15 protein-coding genes are annotated in these 16,089 nt (G+C 72.1%); 12 read left to right on the top strand and 3 right to left on the bottom strand.

The features are described 5' to 3' along the window. The first annotated feature begins 2 nt into the window (after positions 1 to 2). Genes M0M48_RS15195 through M0M48_RS15165 form a run of 7 tightly spaced genes read left to right on the top strand, consistent with a single transcriptional unit; the run spans position 3 to position 8,071 of the window. Positions 3 to 1,613 carry a class I adenylate-forming enzyme family protein gene (locus M0M48_RS15195; RefSeq protein ID WP_257751791.1) on the top strand — a complete coding sequence of 537 codons (1,611 nt, stop codon included), beginning with the start codon at positions 3 to 5 and terminating at the stop codon, positions 1,611 to 1,613. Beyond that, on the top strand, positions 1,610 to 2,875 hold the full coding sequence (locus tag M0M48_RS15190) for an NADH:flavin oxidoreductase (RefSeq protein ID WP_257751790.1): 1,266 nt from the start codon (positions 1,610 to 1,612) through the stop codon (positions 2,873 to 2,875). The genes M0M48_RS15195 and M0M48_RS15190 overlap by 4 nt, the downstream gene beginning before the upstream one ends. Positions 2,876 to 2,896: 21 nt before the next feature. Then, positions 2,897 to 3,850: an ABC transporter permease gene (locus M0M48_RS15185; protein WP_215817170.1), complete on the top strand. Its 954-nt coding sequence runs from the start codon at positions 2,897 to 2,899 to the stop codon at positions 3,848 to 3,850. Positions 3,851 to 3,881: 31 nt separating this feature from the next. After that, positions 3,882 to 4,685: an ABC transporter permease gene (locus M0M48_RS15180; protein WP_215817169.1), complete on the top strand. Its 804-nt coding sequence runs from the start codon at positions 3,882 to 3,884 to the stop codon at positions 4,683 to 4,685. Further along, positions 4,682 to 5,674: an ABC transporter ATP-binding protein gene (locus tag M0M48_RS15175; RefSeq protein ID WP_257751789.1), complete on the top strand. Its 993-nt coding sequence runs from the start codon at positions 4,682 to 4,684 to the stop codon at positions 5,672 to 5,674. The genes M0M48_RS15180 and M0M48_RS15175 overlap by 4 nt, the downstream gene beginning before the upstream one ends. Continuing rightward, positions 5,664 to 6,668, top strand: coding sequence for an oligopeptide/dipeptide ABC transporter ATP-binding protein (locus tag M0M48_RS15170; RefSeq protein WP_257751788.1), 1,005 nt, complete (start codon positions 5,664 to 5,666; stop codon positions 6,666 to 6,668). The genes M0M48_RS15175 and M0M48_RS15170 overlap by 11 nt, the downstream gene beginning before the upstream one ends. After that, the gene (locus tag M0M48_RS15165) at positions 6,668 to 8,071 is read left to right on the top strand and encodes an amidase (RefSeq protein WP_257751787.1); all 1,404 of its coding nucleotides are present in this window, start codon (positions 6,668 to 6,670) and stop codon (positions 8,069 to 8,071) included. The genes M0M48_RS15170 and M0M48_RS15165 overlap by 1 nt, the downstream gene beginning before the upstream one ends. Positions 8,072 to 8,119: 48 nt before the next feature. Here the strand turns inward: M0M48_RS15165 and M0M48_RS15160 are convergent, their stop codons facing one another. Further along, positions 8,120 to 9,391: an MBL fold metallo-hydrolase gene (locus tag M0M48_RS15160; RefSeq protein ID WP_257751786.1), complete on the bottom strand. Its 1,272-nt coding sequence runs from the start codon at positions 9,389 to 9,391 to the stop codon at positions 8,120 to 8,122. Positions 9,392 to 9,456: 65 nt separating this feature from the next. Here M0M48_RS15160 and M0M48_RS15155 point away from each other — a divergent pair, with 65 nt between their 5' ends. Continuing rightward, positions 9,457 to 10,149, top strand: a complete 693-nt coding sequence (locus M0M48_RS15155; RefSeq protein WP_257751785.1) for a TetR/AcrR family transcriptional regulator — start codon at positions 9,457 to 9,459, stop codon at positions 10,147 to 10,149. 64 nt (positions 10,150 to 10,213) lie between these two features. On the opposite strand, the gene M0M48_RS15150 is transcribed toward M0M48_RS15155, so the two are convergent. Beyond that, positions 10,214 to 11,830: an ABC transporter substrate-binding protein gene (locus M0M48_RS15150; protein ID WP_257751784.1), complete on the bottom strand. Its 1,617-nt coding sequence runs from the start codon at positions 11,828 to 11,830 to the stop codon at positions 10,214 to 10,216. Positions 11,831 to 11,987: 157 nt separating this feature from the next. Between M0M48_RS15150 and M0M48_RS15145 the strand changes: the two genes are divergently transcribed. After that, positions 11,988 to 12,728: a sulfite exporter TauE/SafE family protein gene (locus M0M48_RS15145; RefSeq protein ID WP_257751783.1), complete on the top strand. Its 741-nt coding sequence runs from the start codon at positions 11,988 to 11,990 to the stop codon at positions 12,726 to 12,728. Positions 12,729 to 12,737: 9 nt separating this feature from the next. On the opposite strand, the gene M0M48_RS15140 is transcribed toward M0M48_RS15145, so the two are convergent. Next, complete coding sequence (locus tag M0M48_RS15140; protein ID WP_257751782.1) at positions 12,738 to 13,622, bottom strand: RIO1 family regulatory kinase/ATPase domain-containing protein; 885 nt, start codon at positions 13,620 to 13,622, stop codon at positions 12,738 to 12,740. Between the two features lie 173 nt (positions 13,623 to 13,795). Between M0M48_RS15140 and M0M48_RS15135 the strand changes: the two genes are divergently transcribed. The 3 genes from M0M48_RS15135 (at position 13,796) to M0M48_RS15125 (ending at position 16,086) form a co-directional block, all read left to right on the top strand. Continuing rightward, positions 13,796 to 15,262, top strand: coding sequence for a M1 family metallopeptidase (locus M0M48_RS15135; RefSeq protein ID WP_257751781.1), 1,467 nt, complete (start codon positions 13,796 to 13,798; stop codon positions 15,260 to 15,262). A 103-nt stretch (positions 15,263 to 15,365) separates the two neighbouring features. After that, complete coding sequence (locus M0M48_RS15130) at positions 15,366 to 15,536, top strand: hypothetical protein (protein ID WP_215817160.1); 171 nt, start codon at positions 15,366 to 15,368, stop codon at positions 15,534 to 15,536. 13 nt (positions 15,537 to 15,549) lie between these two features. After that, positions 15,550 to 16,086 (top strand): PH domain-containing protein, encoded by a 537-nt coding sequence (locus M0M48_RS15125; protein ID WP_257751780.1) that lies wholly within the window; start codon positions 15,550 to 15,552, stop codon positions 16,084 to 16,086. Positions 16,087 to 16,089 lie beyond the last annotated feature (3 nt).

The following is a 16,089-nucleotide window of genomic DNA, read 5'->3' as shown; positions in this document are numbered from 1 at the left end:
CCATGACATCGACGACCGAGGGGACGACCGTGACCGAGCTGCGCGTGGAGACCGTCCTGGGCGCCCCTGTGCAGGTGTTCCCGGACCGCTTCCGCGCGCTGCACGAGGTGCTCGCCGCGTCGCTGGAGCACGGCGACCGGCCTTACGTCGTGACGCTCGACGGGCGGCTGACCTTCGCCGAGCACGCCCGCCGGGTGTCCTCGCTGGCGCACGCGCTGCGGCACGACCACGGCGTCCGCAAGGGAGACCGGGTCGCGATCGCGGCCGCCAACTCGCAGGCCTGGATCGAGACCTTCTGGGCGACCGTGTCGATCGGCGCGATCGCCGTCGGCTGCAACGCCTGGTGGTCGCCGCGCGAGCTGCGGCACGCGCTCGAGCTGACCCGGCCCGTGCTGGTGCTCGCCGACGAGCGGCGCCGCGCCCTCCTCGACACCGACGCCGACGCCGGCATCCCCGTCCTGGACGTCGACAACGCCCTCGCCACGGCGTACCCGGACGCGGCACTGCCGAGCGCCGACGTCGCCGAGGACGACCCGGCCGTCATCCTCTTCACCTCCGGTACGTCGGGCCGCCCCAAGGGCGCCGTCCACACCCACCGCAACCTCTGCTCGGTGATCGGCTTCCACCGCAGCATGGACGCCATGGCCGCCCGGTACGGCGATCCGGTGGCCCCGCAGGACAAGGTCTACCTGCTGGCGATGCCCCTCTTCCACGTCGGCAGCCTGCACAACCTGGCCGTGCCGCGCCTCGCCAACGGGAGCACCGTCGCGCTGCACCTCGGCGCCTTCGACCCGGCCCGGGTGCTGCAGCTCGTGCAGGACGCGCACGTCACCCACTGGGGTGCGGTGCCGACGATGGCCAACCGGCTGCTGGAGTTCGACGGGGTCGGCGACTACGACACCTCGTCGCTCTACGCCTTCTCGCTCGCCTCGGCGCCGTCGAGCACCGCGTTCAAGGAGCGGCTGCGCGCGCACCTGCCGTTCGCCGGCGCGCTGGTCGACAGCTACGGCCTCACCGAGTCGTGCACGGCCGTCGCGCTGGCGACGCCGCTCGACCTCGCCGAGGCGCCGGGCACGCTCGGCACCCCGATCGTCGGGGTCGAGATGGAGGTCCGCGACGCGCTGGGCAACGTGCTCCCGCCCGGCGAGGAGGGGGAGATCTGCGTGCGCAGCGCCTACAACATGCTCGGCTACTGGGAGAACCCCGAGGCCACCGCCGCCGCGATCGACGACGAGCGCTGGCTGCACACCGGCGACCTCGGGCTCTTCGACGACAAGGGCCGGATCCGGCTCGTCGCGCGGCGGACCGACCTGATCATCCGCGGCGGCGAGAACGTCTATCCCGCCGAGGTCGAGGCGGTGCTCACCGACCACCCCGAGGTCCGCGAGTGCGTCGTGCTCGGCGTCCCGCACGACGACCTCGGGCAGGAGGTCGCGGCGGTCGTCGTACCGGCTGACCCGCAGGCCGATCCCGCGTTGCTGCGGGCGACGCTGGAGGCCCACGCCCGGCAGGAGCTCGCGCACTACAAGGTCCCGGCCCACTGGCGGATCGGCGTGGACCCGCTGCCGCGCAACGCCACCGGCAAGGTCGTCCGTACGGCGGTCGCCCTGTGAGCGCCCCCGACGTCTTCAGCCCCGGCCGGCTCGGCCCGGTCACCCTGCGCAACCGCACGATCAAGGCGGCGACGTACGAGGGGCTCAGCCACCGCGGCCGGGTCACCCAGGACCTCATCGACTTCCACGTCGCCTACGCCCGGGGCGGGGTCGGCATGACGACGGTCGCCTACCTCGCCGTCGACAAGGACGGCCGCACCGACCGGCACCAGGTGCTCTGGACCGACGAGGCCATGCCCGGCCTGCGCGCCCTCACCGACGCCGTCCACGCCGAGGGTGCGGCGGTCAGCGCGCAGATCGGGCACGGGGGACCGGTCGCCGAGTCCCGCGGCAACCGCGCGCCCGCGCTGGCGCCGTCCGCACGGGTCAACGTGATCGCGATGAACAAGGCCCAGCAGGCCACCGTCGCCGACCTGGAGCGGATCGTCGCCGCCCACGGCCGCGCCGCGATCCGCGCCGTCGAGGCCGGGTTCGACGCCGTCGAGGTGCACCTGGGCCACAACTACCTGGCCAGCGCCTTCCTCAGCCCCAAGCTCAACCACCGTGACGACGGCTACGGCGGCGGTCTGCGCAACCGCGCCCGCCTGGCGCGCGAGATCATGCAGGCGGTGCGCGACGCCGTCGGTGACCGGATCGCGATCGTCGCCAAGATGAACATGGACGACGGCGCCCCCGGCGGCTTCTGGCTCGACGAGGCGATCCCGGTCGCCCAGTGGCTGGAGGCCGACGGCACGCTCGACGCGCTGGAGATGACGGCCGGCAGCTCGCTGCTCAACCCGATGTACCTGTTCAAGGGCGACGTCCCCCTCGACGAGTTCGCCGGGGTCATGCCGCAGCCGGTCAAGGCCGGCGTCAAGCTCATCGGCCACCGGCTGCTCAAGAGCTATCCCTACACCGACGGCTTCCTGCTGGAGGACGCCAAGCAGGTCCGCGCGGCGGTGGACCTGCCGATGATCCTGCTCGGGGGAGTGACCAGCCGCGCGGTCATGGACACCGCGATGGCCGAGGGATTCGGCTTCGTCGCGATGGCGCGCGCCCTGCTGCGCGAGCCCGACCTCGTCCAGCGGATGCAGGCCGACGCGAACCGCACGTCGCTCTGCATCCACTGCAACAAGTGCATGCCCACCAACTACACCGGGACCCGCTGCGTGCTGGTCGATCGCCGGACCACCCGCAGCGCGAGCTGGGGCAAGCCGGAGGGCTACGCGGGCGCCCCCGCCGAGCCTTCCGGTGAGTGGGACGCGTCACACCGCGCCGGCTGAGACGGGTGCGAGGTTCCTCCTGTGGCTCGACGACTTCTCCTCTCCGTCCTGGAGCTGGCCGCGGTCCTGTTCCTGGTCAGCATCGGCGTCTTCCTGCTGCTCTCGCTGGTCCCCGGTGACCCCGCGGTGGCGGTGCTCGGCGAGGGCCGCACGCCCCAGGAGTACGCCGCGATGCGCCACGAGCTCGGGCTCGACCAGCCCCTCCTCGCCCGGTACGGCGACTGGCTGGGCGGCGTCCTGCACGGCGACCTCGGCACGTCCCTGGTGCCCCCGCAGACCAGCGTGCTGGACCGCATCGTCTCCGCCTTCCCGGTGAGCCTGGAGCTCGCGGTGCTCGGCCTCGTGATGGCGCTCGTCATCGCGGTCCCGCTGGCGATGTGGTCGGCGTACCACCAGGGCGGGCGGGCGGACCGGGCGATCAGCGCGATGACCTTCGGCCTGCTGTCGATGCCGTCGTTCCTCATCGGGATCGTGCTCATCGCCCTCCTGGTCGACGGGCTGGGCCTCTTCGCCCGCAACGAGTGGGTGCGCCTGGGGGACAGCATCGGCGGCAACCTGCACCACGCCTTCCTGCCGGCGCTCACGATCGCGCTGATGGAGGCGGCGATGTTCACCCGCATCCTGCGCGGCGACCTGGTCACCACGCTGCACGAGGACTTCATCCTCGCCGCGCGAGCACGAGGCATGTCGCCGCTGCGGATCATGGTGAGCGACGCGCTGCGCCCGTCGTCGTTCTCGCTCGTCACCGTGCTCGGGCTGAGCATCGGGCGCCTGGTGGGGAGCACCGTGATCGTCGAGTACCTCTTCGCGCTGCCCGGCATGGGCAAGCTCGTCATCGACGCCGCCAACCAGGGCAACTACCCGGTCGTGCAGGGGGCGGTGCTCGTCATCGCCCTCGTCTACGTCGCCAGCAACACCCTGATCGACCGCAGCTACGGGCTGCTCGACCCGAGGACCCGCCGTGCGCACGTCTAGGAAACGCCTCGATCTCGTCTTCTGGCTGGGCATGACCTGGCTGACGCTCGTCCTCGGTGCGGCGCTGCTCGCGCCGCTGCTGCCTCTGGGCAACCACGACGACTCCGTCGCCGGCCTGACCCAGCCGGTCTTCGCCTCGCCGGGCGGACTCGGTGCGGAGCACCCGCTCGGCACCAACAACTACGGCCTCGACGTGCTCGCCCGCGCGGTCTACGGCGCCCGGACCTCCATCGTGATCGCCCTCCTCGCCGTCCTCATCGGTACGACGGTCGGCGGCCTGGTCGGACTGGTCTCGGGCTTCGTGCGGGGCACCACCGACCGGGTCGTCGGCATCGCGTCCAACGCGCTGCTCGCCGTACCGCCGCTGATCCTGCTCATCGCCCTCGGCACCGTGCTCGACCCGAGCGTGCGCAGCATCGCGTTCGCCCTGTCCCTGCTGACGATCCCCAGCATGGTGCGGCTGGCGCGGGCCAACACGATCACCGTCGCGCAGCGCGAGTACGTGCTCGCCGCCCGGGCGCTCGGCGCCAGCCGGGTGCGGCTGATGCTGCGCGAGGTGCTGCCGAACGTGGTCCTGCCGGTGCTGTCGCTGTCGGTGGTGATGATCTCGGTGCTCGTGGTCGCCGAGGCGTCGCTGTCGTTCCTCGGCATCGGCATCGAGCAGCCGCAGCCCACCTGGGGGAACATGATCGCCGAGGGCCAGGGCGGCGTGATGCAGGAGCACCCGTTCATCGTGGTGGTGCCGGGGATCTGCTTGTTCCTGACCGTGTTCTCGTTCAACCTGTTGGGGGAGAAGGCGCAGAAGCGCTGGGACCCGAGGAGCGCCAAGCTGTGACCACGCCCCTGCTGGAGGTCACCGACCTCCGTACCGTCTTCCACACCGCGCGCGGCGACGTGCACGCGGTGGACGGCGTCTCGTTCTCGCTCGCGCCGGGAGAATCCCTCGGACTGGTGGGGGAGTCCGGCTCCGGAAAGTCCGTGCTCGGACGCACCGTGATGGGCCTGATCGGCTCCAGCGCGACCACCACCGTGTCCGGATCCGTGCTGCTCGACGGCCGCTCGGTGCACGACCTGAGGCCCGCCGAGCGCCGCCGGCTCTGGGGCCCGGAGGTCGCGATGGTGTTCCAGGACCCGATGACCTCGCTCAACCCGGTCAAGCGGGTCGGCACCCATCTCACCGAGACGCTGCGCCGGCACCTGCGCTGCTCGCGCGCGGAGGCGACGGAGCGCGGCATCGACCTGCTCCGCCAGGTAGGGATCCCCGAGCCCGCCCGGCGGATGCGCCAGTACCCCCACGAGCTCTCCGGCGGCATGCGCCAGCGCGTCGTCATCGCCACCGCCCTCGCGTGCGACCCGCGGCTGCTCATCGCCGACGAGCCGACGACCGCGCTCGACGTGACCGTGCAGAAGCAGATCCTCGACCTGCTCGGCTCACTCGTCGCCGAGCGCACCATGGCCCTGGTGCTGGTCAGCCACGACCTCGGCGCCGTCGCCGGCCGGACCGACCGCGTCCAGGTCATGTACGCCGGCCGCACGGTCGAGTCCGGCCCCACCCGCCCGGTCTTCGGCGCACCGCGGCATCCCTACACCGACGCGCTGCTGGCCTCGATCCCGCGGCTCTCGAACGCCCCGCACACGGTGCTGCGCACCATCGAGGGCAACCCGCCCGACATGGGCCGCCCGCCGGAGGGCTGCCGCTTCGCGCCGCGCTGCGGGTTCGCCTCCGACCGGTGCCGGGCCGACCAGCCCGTCGTGACCGGCGTCCCGGGCGGGCGCGACGTAGCCTGCCACCATCCGATCCTGGAGGTCACCCATGGCCGGTAGTGGCACCGCGCACCTGCGCCCCGAGGCCGAGCGGGCCCTCGTCGTCGACGACCTGGTCGTCGAGTACCCGGCGGGCCGCGGCACCGTCCACGCCGTCTCGGGGCTGAGCCTCGACCTCCTGCCGGGCGAGACGCTCGGGATCCTCGGCGAGTCCGGCTGCGGCAAGTCCAGCGCCGGGCGGGCCGTGATGCAGCTGCCGCCGCCGACGTCCGGCGAGGTGCGGCTGGGCGACGTCGACCTGACCGCGCTGCCCGCACGCCGGATGCGCGCGGCCCGCGCCCGCATGCAGCTCGTCCTCCAGGACCCGGTCTCCGCGCTCAACCCGCGCCGCCGGGTCAAGGACCTCGTCGTCGAGGGCCTGGAGATCTGGGGCTGGGGCGAGCGGGACCGGGACCGGTTCGTCGACGAGCTGCTCTCGTCGGTCGGGCTCGATCCGGCGACCGTGCGGGACCGGCGGCCCCACGAGCTGTCCGGCGGCCAGTGCCAGCGGGTCTGCATCGCGCGCTCGCTCGCGCTCGACCCCGACGTGCTCATCTGCGACGAGCCCGTGTCGAGCCTGGACGTGTCGGTGCAGGCCCAGATCCTCAACCTGCTGGAGCGGGCGCGCGAGCGGCTGCGGCTCAGCATGATCTTCATCGCCCACGACGTCGCCGTCGTGAAGAACATCAGCGACCGGGTGCTCGTGATGTACCTCGGCAAGACCTGCGAGGTGCTCCCGTCGGCGTCCCTGGAGGCCGCGCTGCACCCGTACACCCGGCTGCTGCTCGCGTCCGTGCCCGAGTCCTCCGGCGCCGAGGACGCCGAGGACGCCGCGGACCCTGCTGCCGCTGCCGCGCTTGTGGGCGAGCTGCCCTCGCCGCTGGCGCCGCCGTCGGGCTGCCGGTTCCGGACCCGCTGCCCGCTCGCCACCGAGCGCTGCGCGGCCGAGGAGCCGGTGCTGCGCGAGGTCCGGCCCGGCCAGTTCACCGCCTGCCACCACGTCGAGGAGTCCTGATGCACGACGCCATCGCCACCGCCGCCGCCATCCGCTCGGGGGAGGTGTCCGCGCGCGAGGTCGTCACGGACGCCATCGCCCGGATCGAGGAGCACGACGGCGTCCTCAACGCCGTCGTGGCCGAACGCTTCGAGCAGGCACTCGCCGAGGTGGACGCCGGGCTGCCGGCGGGGCCGCTGCACGGCGTACCGACGCTGGTGAAGGACCTCGGCATGCAGGTCGCCGGGCTGCCGCTGACCCGGGGCAGCCGGCTGTGGGCCGACGACGTGTCCACCGAGGACAGCGCGCTCGTGCAGCGCTACCGCCGGGCCGGCATGGTCGTGCTCGGCGTCACCAACAGCCCCGAGCTCGGCAAGAACGCCAGTACCGAGCCGCTCCTGCACGGCCCCACCCGCAACCCGTGGGCGACCACGCACTCACCGGGTGGGTCCTCGGGCGGTGCGGCCGCGGCCGTGTCCGCCGGCCTGGTGCCGGTGGCCCACGGCAACGACGGGGGCGGCTCGATCCGGATCCCGGCCTCGGCGTGCGGGCTCTTCGGGCTCAAGCCGAGCCGGGGGCGGGTGACGACGTACCCGGTCGCGGGGACGCTCGCCGCGCCCCTGTCCGCCAACCACGCGCTGGCGCGCTCGGTCCGGGACTCCGCCCTCCTGCTCGACCTGTCGTCGGGCCCGTTGCACGGGGACGCCCTGGCGGCGCCCACGCCGTCCTCGCCCTTCGTCGCCCAGGCGGCCCACGCGCCGCTGCGGCTGCGGATCGGTCTGGTCACCCGGCGTGCCGACGGGGGCGTCGTCTCACCCGAGGTCGTCGACGCCGTCCGTACGACGGCCGCGCTCTGCGAGGACCTGGGGCACGTCGTCGAGGAGGTCGAGCCGGCGTACGACGCCGAGCTGCTGATGAGCGGGTTCGGCACCCTGATGGGCGTCTCGCTCCTCGCCGACGTCGAGCACCGCCTGGCCGAGCTCGGCCGGGACCTGCGCGACGACGACCTCGAGCCGTTCACCCGGATGATCCACGACCACTACCGCGCCACCATGACGCCCGTCGACGTGTACGACGCGCTCGCCGCGGTGCAGACGGTCGGCTGGCAGGTCGGCACGATGTTCGACCGCTTCGACCTCCTGCTCACCCCCACGCTGCCGCTCCCGGTCCCCGAGCTCGGTGTCCTCGACACCACGGACCCGGCCGTCATGTGGCAGCGCGGCGGCGACTACTCGTCGTTCACCGCGGTCGCCAACGCCACCGGGATGCCCGCGATGTCGCTGCCCTGCGGGCTCGACACGGCCGGCCTGCCGCTCGGCGCGCACTTCGTCGGCGACCTCGGCGCGGAGGGGACGCTCCTCGCGCTCGCCACGCAGGTCGAGGCCGCACGGCCGTGGCCGCTGCTGGCCCCGGCCTACCGCTGATGACGGTGCCCGCGCCACCGCCGAGCGATGACGCGGGCACTGATCGGCTCAGGAGCCGTCGACCCAACGGGCGCTGACGCGCAGGTTCACCTGTGCCATCAGTCCGGGGGAGCGAAGGGCGCGGTCCTCGAACACCCGGCGATAGCACTCCTGGGCGTCAGGGTCCTCACGGTCGGCAAGGAAGGCCCACTCGGCCAGGTGACCCGCGAGGCGGGGGTCGGTGGCCGTGAGCTCGTTCGCGCGGGCGACGAGTGCGGCGGTGCCGCCGGCGAGCCGAGCGATCTCACGAGCCTGCGTCTCCTGTGGCGCGGGCAGCAGGTGGGACGGATAGCCGTCCCACCAGCCGCTGTAGCGGCGGATCACGTTGCGGCAGATGAACTCGGGCTGGTCGTAGAGGGCGGGCAACCGCGGATGGTCGCGGAGCTCAAGTGGAATGACCAGGGACTCGACGATGTGGTCTGGCAGTACTCCCGCGTTGAGCCCGGCCAGTGCGTGGTCGACGATGACGCGCAGGTAACGGGCAAGGGCACCCAGCTCGTCGCGGATCGCGTCGGTGCCGACGACCGGCTCGCCGTGCCCGGTGACGATCGCGACCGGATCGAGGTTCGCCATCTGGTCGGCGGCGTCTGCCCACTCCTCGGCGTACCGCTGGACCTTGCGGGGGTTGCCCGCGTTCGGGAGATAGCCGGTCACCAGGTCGCCGGCGGCGATCACCCGGCGCTCGGGAGCCCAGACCCACGTGGCGTCGTCGGTCTCGCCCATGCCGTGGTGGAGGACGAACTGCTCTCCGCCCACCTCGATCTCGAGGACGTCGTCGTAGGTCTGCGTCGGCCACGCCGCGGTCGCCGGGTCCTCCAGCCAACGCGTGCCGTCGACGCCTGCCCGCTGGCCGTTGATCCGCGCATTGAGGCCCGCGGTCTTGAGGTACCGGTCGAAGTGCGCCGGCAGGTTGCGGTGCGCGTAGATCTCCGGCGTCTCGCCGGCTTCAAGGAAGGCCCACAGGCCGAAGGCATGGTCACAGTGGCCATGGGTGTAGACGACCGCGCGCAGCGGCTGGTCGCTCAGGGAGCGCACGACCCGCAGCAGCTCAGGTCCATCGCCGGCACAGCCCGCGTCCACGAGCACCAGGCCGGCGTCGGTCTCGAAGAGACAGACGTTGACCATGCCGGGCTGGATCCACCAGGTCCGTGGGGCCACCTCGATGACCCCGGACGGGTGGCCCGAGCCGACCGTGCGGTCGAAGATCTGCAGCGCCTGGTCGGGGTTGAAACGGCCGAAGGCCGCGCGGGCGGCCGCCTGTTGCTGCGAGGGAAAGGACATGGTGCCTCCGGGGTGTTAAATGATCTGTCTTAACGATTTAAGAGAGATGTCTTATCCTCGTCAACGTGCACTCCGAACCACCGGGACCGATCGGACGCCGGGCCGACACACGCACTGCGCTGATCGATGCCGCGGAGCGGTTGCTCGCCGAGCGCGGAATCTTCGCGGTCCCGCTCCGGGAGGTGTCCCAGGCGGCCGGGCAGCGCAACAACTCCGCGGCCCAGTACCACTTCGGCTCTCGCGAAGTCCTGGTCCAGGCGATCATCGGAGCCCGCTCGGAGCAGGTCGGGGTGCTGCGCGCGCGCCTGATGTCTGCCGGGATCGCTCACCCTGCGACCCAGGAGGGCCGGGCGCGGGAGCTCTTGGGCTACTTCGTGCTTCCTCTCGCCGGCCTGCTGCGGAGTGCGGGGGGCACGTCGTCCTACCTGCGGTTCTTGTCGCGCTGCGTGGACGAGCCTTCGTTGCTGGCCCTCTGGCGCGCGGCGCACGTCGAGCCGGTGCTGATGGGTGACGCCTACCGTGAGCTGCGCGGCCTGGTGCCCGAGCAGTCGGGAGCGCTCTTCGCGCGGCGAATGGAATGGGCCGCGCAGGCATCGTTGCGGATCCTGGCCGAGCAGGAGCGGTTGGGGACGTCGGCCCTCGGGGAGCTGCCGGCCGTGTGCGACGAAGTGCTCGCCATGATGGCCAGTCTGCTGCTCCGCCCTGTCGCGCCGAGTGCACCCGAGGTCGGCGCCGGACTGGCTGCGGTCACGCGGTAGGCAGCGGACATGCCGCGGGCCCCGCACGCCGTCCGGGCGTGCGGGGCTCACGATCGCAGAGAAGTCAGCTCTTCCAGGCCTTGCCCAGGAGCAGCAGGCCCTCGGAGCTGGCGTCGACACCGTGCACGTCGTCGTTCCAGGGGTTGAAGAACGCGCCGGAGCTGATCGCCACGCCCGGGATCGTCTCCTGCCACAGCTCGTTGATCTGCTTCAGGATGGCGGTGGCCTCACTGCCGGAAGCGCCCTGGAGCTGCGCGATCAGCACGTCCATCTCGGGGTTGGCGTAGCCCGACGGGTTCTGCGGCGACTTGCTCTGGAGGCCCGTGGCAAGGCGCGAGTACGGGTCCTCGTCAGGGATGCTCATCGCGGCGACGGCGAGGTCGTAGTCGTGTGTGACGTAGATCCGCTGGATCTGGTCGGCGATGTTGCGGAGCAGGTCGGTCTTCACGGTGAATCCGACGGCCTCGAGCATGGCCTGCACGGTCACAGCCTGGGTCTGAGAGGCCTGGTCCGACTGCCCGATGTAGTTCAGCGTGCCGTCGTAGCCGTCGGCCTTGGCGGCCTTCAGGAGCTCCTTGGCCTTCTCGGGGTCGTAGTCCGCGGTCTTCACGTCGGCGAAGTAGGGCGCGCTCGGTGAGTAGATGTTGCGGCCGGGCAGCCCCGCCCCGCCGCTGACCCGGTCGGTGAGCACCTGGGGATCGATGGCGTAGTTGATCGCCTGGCGCACTCGTACGTCGGACGCCGCGCGCCCCTCGCGGTTGTTCAGCCAGTAGAGGCTGCCGAGGCCGCTGGGCGCCATGATGCCGGCGAAGCCGTCCTTGCGGGCCTTCTCCAGCGTCTGCGGCGCGCGGATGCTGGTGAGGTCGACCGAGCCGTCGGCGAGCGACTTGAGCCGGTCGTCGTCACTGCCGAGCCAGACGAAGCGCACCGACTCCAGATGCGGCTTGCCGCCCCAGTACTGGGCGTTCGCGTCGAGCACGAGCTCCTCGGCCGGCTGGTAGTCCTTCAGCACGAAGGGGCCCGCGCCGATGGGCCGGAACTTGTCGGGACCACCCTGGTAGGCCGCGGGCGCCATGATCATGCCCGGGCCGCTGGCCAGCATGTTCGGGAACGTGATCCACGGCTGGTTGAGCGTGAACACCACGGTTCCGGTGCCTTCGGGCTTCATCGACTTGATGTTGGTGGCCAGGAGGAGCGTGTTGAAACCGGCGTTCTGCATGTAGTAGCCGAGGCTGCCCACGACCGCGTTGGCGTCGAGCGGGGTGCCGTCCGAGAACGTCACGCCGTCGCGAAGGGTCAGGGTCCACGTGATGTTGTCGTCGCTGGTGAGCGACTTCGCGAGCCAGGGTTCGAACTTGTTCGTCGGCTGGTCGTAGCGCATCAGGACGTCGTAGACGGCAGCGAGGGCGTTGCCGCCAGACGCGCCGTTCGGAATGGTCTTGGTGGGGTCGAGGCTGCGAGCCTCGGAGTAGTCGGCGAGCGTCAGCGTGCCGCCGTCGACCGGGTCGCCCGCGTCCTTCTGGTCGCCGACCACGCCGGCCGCATAGATCTCCTCCTTGCTCTTCGACGACGAGTCGCTCTCGCCGTCCGAGCCGCCCGAGCCGGCGCATCCGGCGGCCAGCAGCGTGGTCGCCAGGAGAGCGACGGCGACCCGGCTCCGTGTCGTGATGCGGTTCCTCACAGATCCTCCAGAGGGTTCGTCCGGAGCGCCGAGAGCCGGCGTCCGGAGGTGTGTTGCGCGTCACGCTAGGAGCGCCGGGCGCGGAGCCTCGTCGAGCGATCCCGCTCACCGGGAAGCACGCCAGGACGGCCGGTCGGGCGCCCCTAGCGTCCGCCGCATGGTGACGCTCGTCGTCGGCGCGGCCGGCGCCTTCCTCGCGTACGCCGTGGGCGGCCTCGTCGGGTTCGCCAGCTCGTTGCTCTTCCTCCCGGTGCTGCTCCTGCTCGGCGTACCGCTGCCGGAGGCGGTGGCGCTCAACCTGGTGCTGGCGATCGTGACCCGGCTGCCCTCGGTGGTGGCGCTGCGCGCCGACGTCGACGTACGGCGGACGGCGGTGCTGGTCGCGGGCTCGGTCCCCGGCATCGCGCTGGGCGTGGTCACCACGCGGGTGGTGCCGCAGCACGCGCTGGAGGTGGCGGCCGGCGTCCTCGTGCTGGCGAGCGGGCTCTACCTCCTCGCCGCCCGCGAGGTGCCCGCGGACCACCCGGGCGTCTCCGCGCCTGCCACCGCGCTCACCGGCGCCTGCAGCGGCCTGATGGGGATCACGACGAGCCTCAACGGCATCCCGCCCGCGGTGCTGCTGGCCCGCAGCGGCGCGACGGTCCGGACTCGGCTCGCCGACCTGAGCGTGTTCTTCGCGGTGGGCAACTGCCTCACGCTGGCCGCGCTCGCGGTGACCAGCAGCGCGTTCGTGCTGCCGGTCACCGCGACGACCGCGGGCTGGCTCCTCGCCGGGCTCGTCGGCAACGCCGTCGGTCTGGCCCTGGCCGGGCGCCTGGACGCCCGGCGGTTCGACCTGCTGACGATCGCGCTCGTCCTGCTCAGCGGCGTCGGCGCCCTGGCCGGAGCGGCGTTCTGACCCGCGCCCCTAGAACGCGTGCGCCATCAGCTCGCCGAACAGCTCCTGCGGATCGACCTCCAGCCCCCGTCGCGCGAACCACGTGCAGATGTTGGTGCAGTCGCGCAGCAGGAAGTCGAAGCCCTGGGCGTTGCCGACCAGGTCGACGAGCTGGGGCAGGTCGATGATCACGAGCCGCTCGTCCGCCGCCAGGATGTTGTACGGCGACAGGTCGCCGTGGACCAGCCCGGACTGCACGAGCGTCAGCATCGCCTCGCGCAGCTGCTCGTAGTACGACGCGAGCAGGGCCGGCTCCGGCCGGGTCTGGGCGAGCCGCGGCGCGGTCTCGCCGTCGGCGCCGGCGATCCACTCCATGAGGATCTCGGTGCCGTCGACCTGGACCGGATAGGGGACCGGCAGGCCGAGCGACCAGCAGCGGTTGAGCGCCGTCCACTCCGAGACCGCCCACTCGCCGGCGGCGACCTCGCGCCCGAAGGTGCTCTTGCGCTTGAGTGCCCGCTCGTCGCGGGAGCGGCGCATGCTGCGGCCCTCGGTGTAGGTCGCCGAGCGGTGGAACGTGCGGTGCTCGGTCGAGCGGTAGCGCTTGGCCGCCATCACCACCGACTGCGCGGGGTCGTGCGGGTCGCTGCGGTCGAGCAGGAAGACGTCGGCTTCCTTGCCGGTCTTGAGGATGCCGAGCTCGGTGTCGATCGCGCCCTGGGACGTGACGACCCAGTCGGGGCGGGGCTCGGGGCCGCGGGAGAGCGGCTCGACGGAGAGCCAGGTGGACCAGCGCTGGCCGGTGGCCAGGTCGTCGTACGCCTGGTAGTCGAAGACGAAGCGGGCGTCGAGGTCCGAGAGATCTGCGCTGAGATCTGCGCTGAGATCAGGGGTGGAGGAGTGCTCCTGGGACACGGTGGTTCCTTGAGGTCGAGAGGAGGTTGCGGACTGAGGGCAGGCCGACGACAGCGATCGACATGTCACGCTCCTCTCGAGGGGGTCCGCGGTGGTCGCGGACGGAACCGGCCCAGCGTGCCGGATCGGAGAATCGGGTGGCAACCGATTTTCCGGCGACATAGGTTGAGTCGGTGCGCAATCGGATCCTGCTGGTGCTCCTGCTCGTCCTCTGCCTGCCCGGCCTCGCGGCGGTGCCCGCGGCCCAGGCCGAGCCTGCCGGGCCCGCCGGGTCTGCCGGGTCTGCCGCGGCCGGTACGCCGAGCGCCGGCTCCGACCGCGGCGGCGACCCGTACTGGCCGCTCGACGGCAACGGCGGCACCGACGCGCGCCACTACGACGTCCGGGTCGCCTACGACTTCGCCTCGGGCCGGCTGACCGGGCGCACGGCCGCGACGATGGTCGCGACCGCCGACCTCAAGTCCTTCTCGCTCGACCTGCTGCTGCCGGTCACCGCGGTCACGGTCGACGGGCGGCCGGCGCGCTTCCGCAAGCCGAGCAAGCACGAGCTGCGCATCGTCCCGAAGCGCCCGATCGCCCAGGGCAGCCGGTTCCAGGTCGTGGTGACCTACGCCGGGCGCCCCGGCGCCGTCGGCTACGCCGGTGAGCGCAACTGGCTGGCCGACCGGCGCGAGGTCGTCGCGATGAACCAGCCGCACATGGCGCCGTGGTGGTTCCCGTCCAACGACCACCCCTCCGACAAGGCGACCTTCGACATCCGGGTGACCGCGCCGCGCGGCAAGCAGGTCATCAGCAACGGCCGCCGGGTGGCGCGCAAGGTCTCCGGCGCCCGGGCGACGACCCACTGGCGGATGACGGACCCGATGGCGACCTACCTGGCGTTCTTCGCGGCCGGTGACTTCGTGGTCGAGAAGGGCCGCTCGGCGGCGGGCATCCCGTTCTACAACGCGGTCTCGAAGCAGCTCCCGGCCGCCCTGCGCGCGCAGTCGGTGCGGATGCTGCGGCGTACGGCGGGGATGACCGACTGGCTCCAGCGCCGCCTCGGCACCTACCCCTTCGGCTCGACCGGCGGTCTGGTCACCGGGCTCGACGTGGGCTTCGCGCTGGAGAACCAGACCCGCCCGACCTACGGCTCGTGGATCTACCCGAGCGTGATGGTCCACGAGCTCGCCCACCAGTGGTTCGGCGACAGCGTGGCGGTGCGGCGCTGGCGCGACATCTGGCTCAACGAGGGCTTCGCGTCGTACCTCGAGGTCGAGTACGCCGCCGCGCACGGCGGCCCGAGCGTCGCCTCCTGGCTCGACGACCGCTGGGACGCCACCTGCGACAGCACCGGCTCGTTCTGGCGCCTCGACATCTCGAACCCGGGCGCGGCCCGGGTCTTCGACGACGCCGTCTACGACCGCGGCGCCATGGTCATCGCCGCCCTGCGCAACGTGATCGGCCCGGCCCAGCTCACCACCCTGCTGCGGACCTGGGTCCGCGACCACCGCGGCGGCAACGCCACCGTCGAGCAGTTCGAGGCGCTCGCCACCCAGGTCCACGGCGCGGACCTGAGCGGCTTCTTCGACGCCTGGCTCCGCGGCGGGCAGGCCCCGGCCGCGACGCCGGCCAACGGCCTCACCCACGCCTGCGCCTGACGCCCCCGGGCGCGCCTCCCGTGTGACCGGTGGGGTCTTTGGTACGAATGTGTCGACCTGTGCCGCCTCGGCACGCTCGTACCCAGGATGGAGACACCCGCACATGGACGCCAAGAAGCTCATCGGTGTCGTCGTGATCGTGTTCCTCGGCTTCTGGATGTTCACCGACCCCTCGGGCCTGGCGACCACGTCGAAGGAAGCCGCCGGCGGCGGCTGGGACCTCGCCACGCAGGCCTTCAAGGGCGTCATCGACTTCGTCGGCGCGATGGACTGACGGGACGCCTGCCATGGCGTTCGTCTCCGACCTGCTGGGCTGGCTCGGCGATCCCAAGATCGGCAAGCACCTGCTCCGCGAGGAGGGCGAGGTCGTCGTCGACGAGGTGGTCCACCACTGGTTCGCCTACACCCGCCCCGCGCTCGAGCTGGCGCTCTCGCTCGTGCTGCTGGTCTGCAGCTGGTTCGTCTCGGTCCAGGTCGCCTGGTTCCTCATCATCGTCGCGGCCGGACTCATGCTCCACGCCGGCTGGGGCTGGCTCGCCGTCCTGCGCGACCGCTTCGTGATCACCAACATGCGCGTCTTCCGGGTCCACGGGGTGCTCTCCCAGAGCCTGGCCACCATGCCCCTGAGCCGGATCCTCGACATCTCGGTCAAGAAGCCGCTCCACGGCCGGATGCTCGGCTTCGGGCACTTCTGCTTCGAGTCCGCCGCCCAGGAGCAGGGGCTGCGCGACATCCGGTACGTCGGGCGGCCCGACGACCGCGACCTCGCCATCCAGCGGGTGGTCCAGCGAGCGGGTCTGCGCGGGCCCCGCGTGCCCAACTAGCCC

The sequence above is a fragment of the Pimelobacter simplex genome (genome assembly GCF_024662235.1).
In the GTDB taxonomy this organism is placed as follows: domain Bacteria; phylum Actinomycetota; class Actinomycetes; order Propionibacteriales; family Nocardioidaceae; genus Nocardioides.
Note: the sequence above shows the minus strand (reverse complement) of the source record. Positions and strands in the feature narration are given on the sequence as shown.

Excerpts from the sequence above, each read along its gene's own strand:
- M0M48_RS15145 (WP_257751783.1), top strand. The coding sequence starts at position 11,988 with ATGGTGACGCTCGTCGTCGGCGCGGCCGGCGCCTTCCTCGCGTACGCC.
- M0M48_RS15125 (WP_257751780.1), top strand. The coding sequence starts at position 15,550 with ATGGCGTTCGTCTCCGACCTGCTGGGCTGGCTCGGCGATCCCAAGATC.
- M0M48_RS15195 (WP_257751791.1), top strand. The coding sequence starts at position 3 with ATGACATCGACGACCGAGGGGACGACCGTGACCGAGCTGCGCGTGGAG.
- M0M48_RS15160 (WP_257751786.1), bottom strand. The coding sequence starts at position 9,391 with ATGTCCTTTCCCTCGCAGCAACAGGCGGCCGCCCGCGCGGCCTTCGGC.
- M0M48_RS15130 (WP_215817160.1), top strand. The coding sequence starts at position 15,366 with ATGGACGCCAAGAAGCTCATCGGTGTCGTCGTGATCGTGTTCCTCGGC.
- M0M48_RS15165 (WP_257751787.1), top strand. The coding sequence starts at position 6,668 with ATGCACGACGCCATCGCCACCGCCGCCGCCATCCGCTCGGGGGAGGTG.
- M0M48_RS15180 (WP_215817169.1), top strand. The coding sequence starts at position 3,882 with ATGACCTGGCTGACGCTCGTCCTCGGTGCGGCGCTGCTCGCGCCGCTG.
- M0M48_RS15170 (WP_257751788.1), top strand. The coding sequence starts at position 5,664 with ATGGCCGGTAGTGGCACCGCGCACCTGCGCCCCGAGGCCGAGCGGGCC.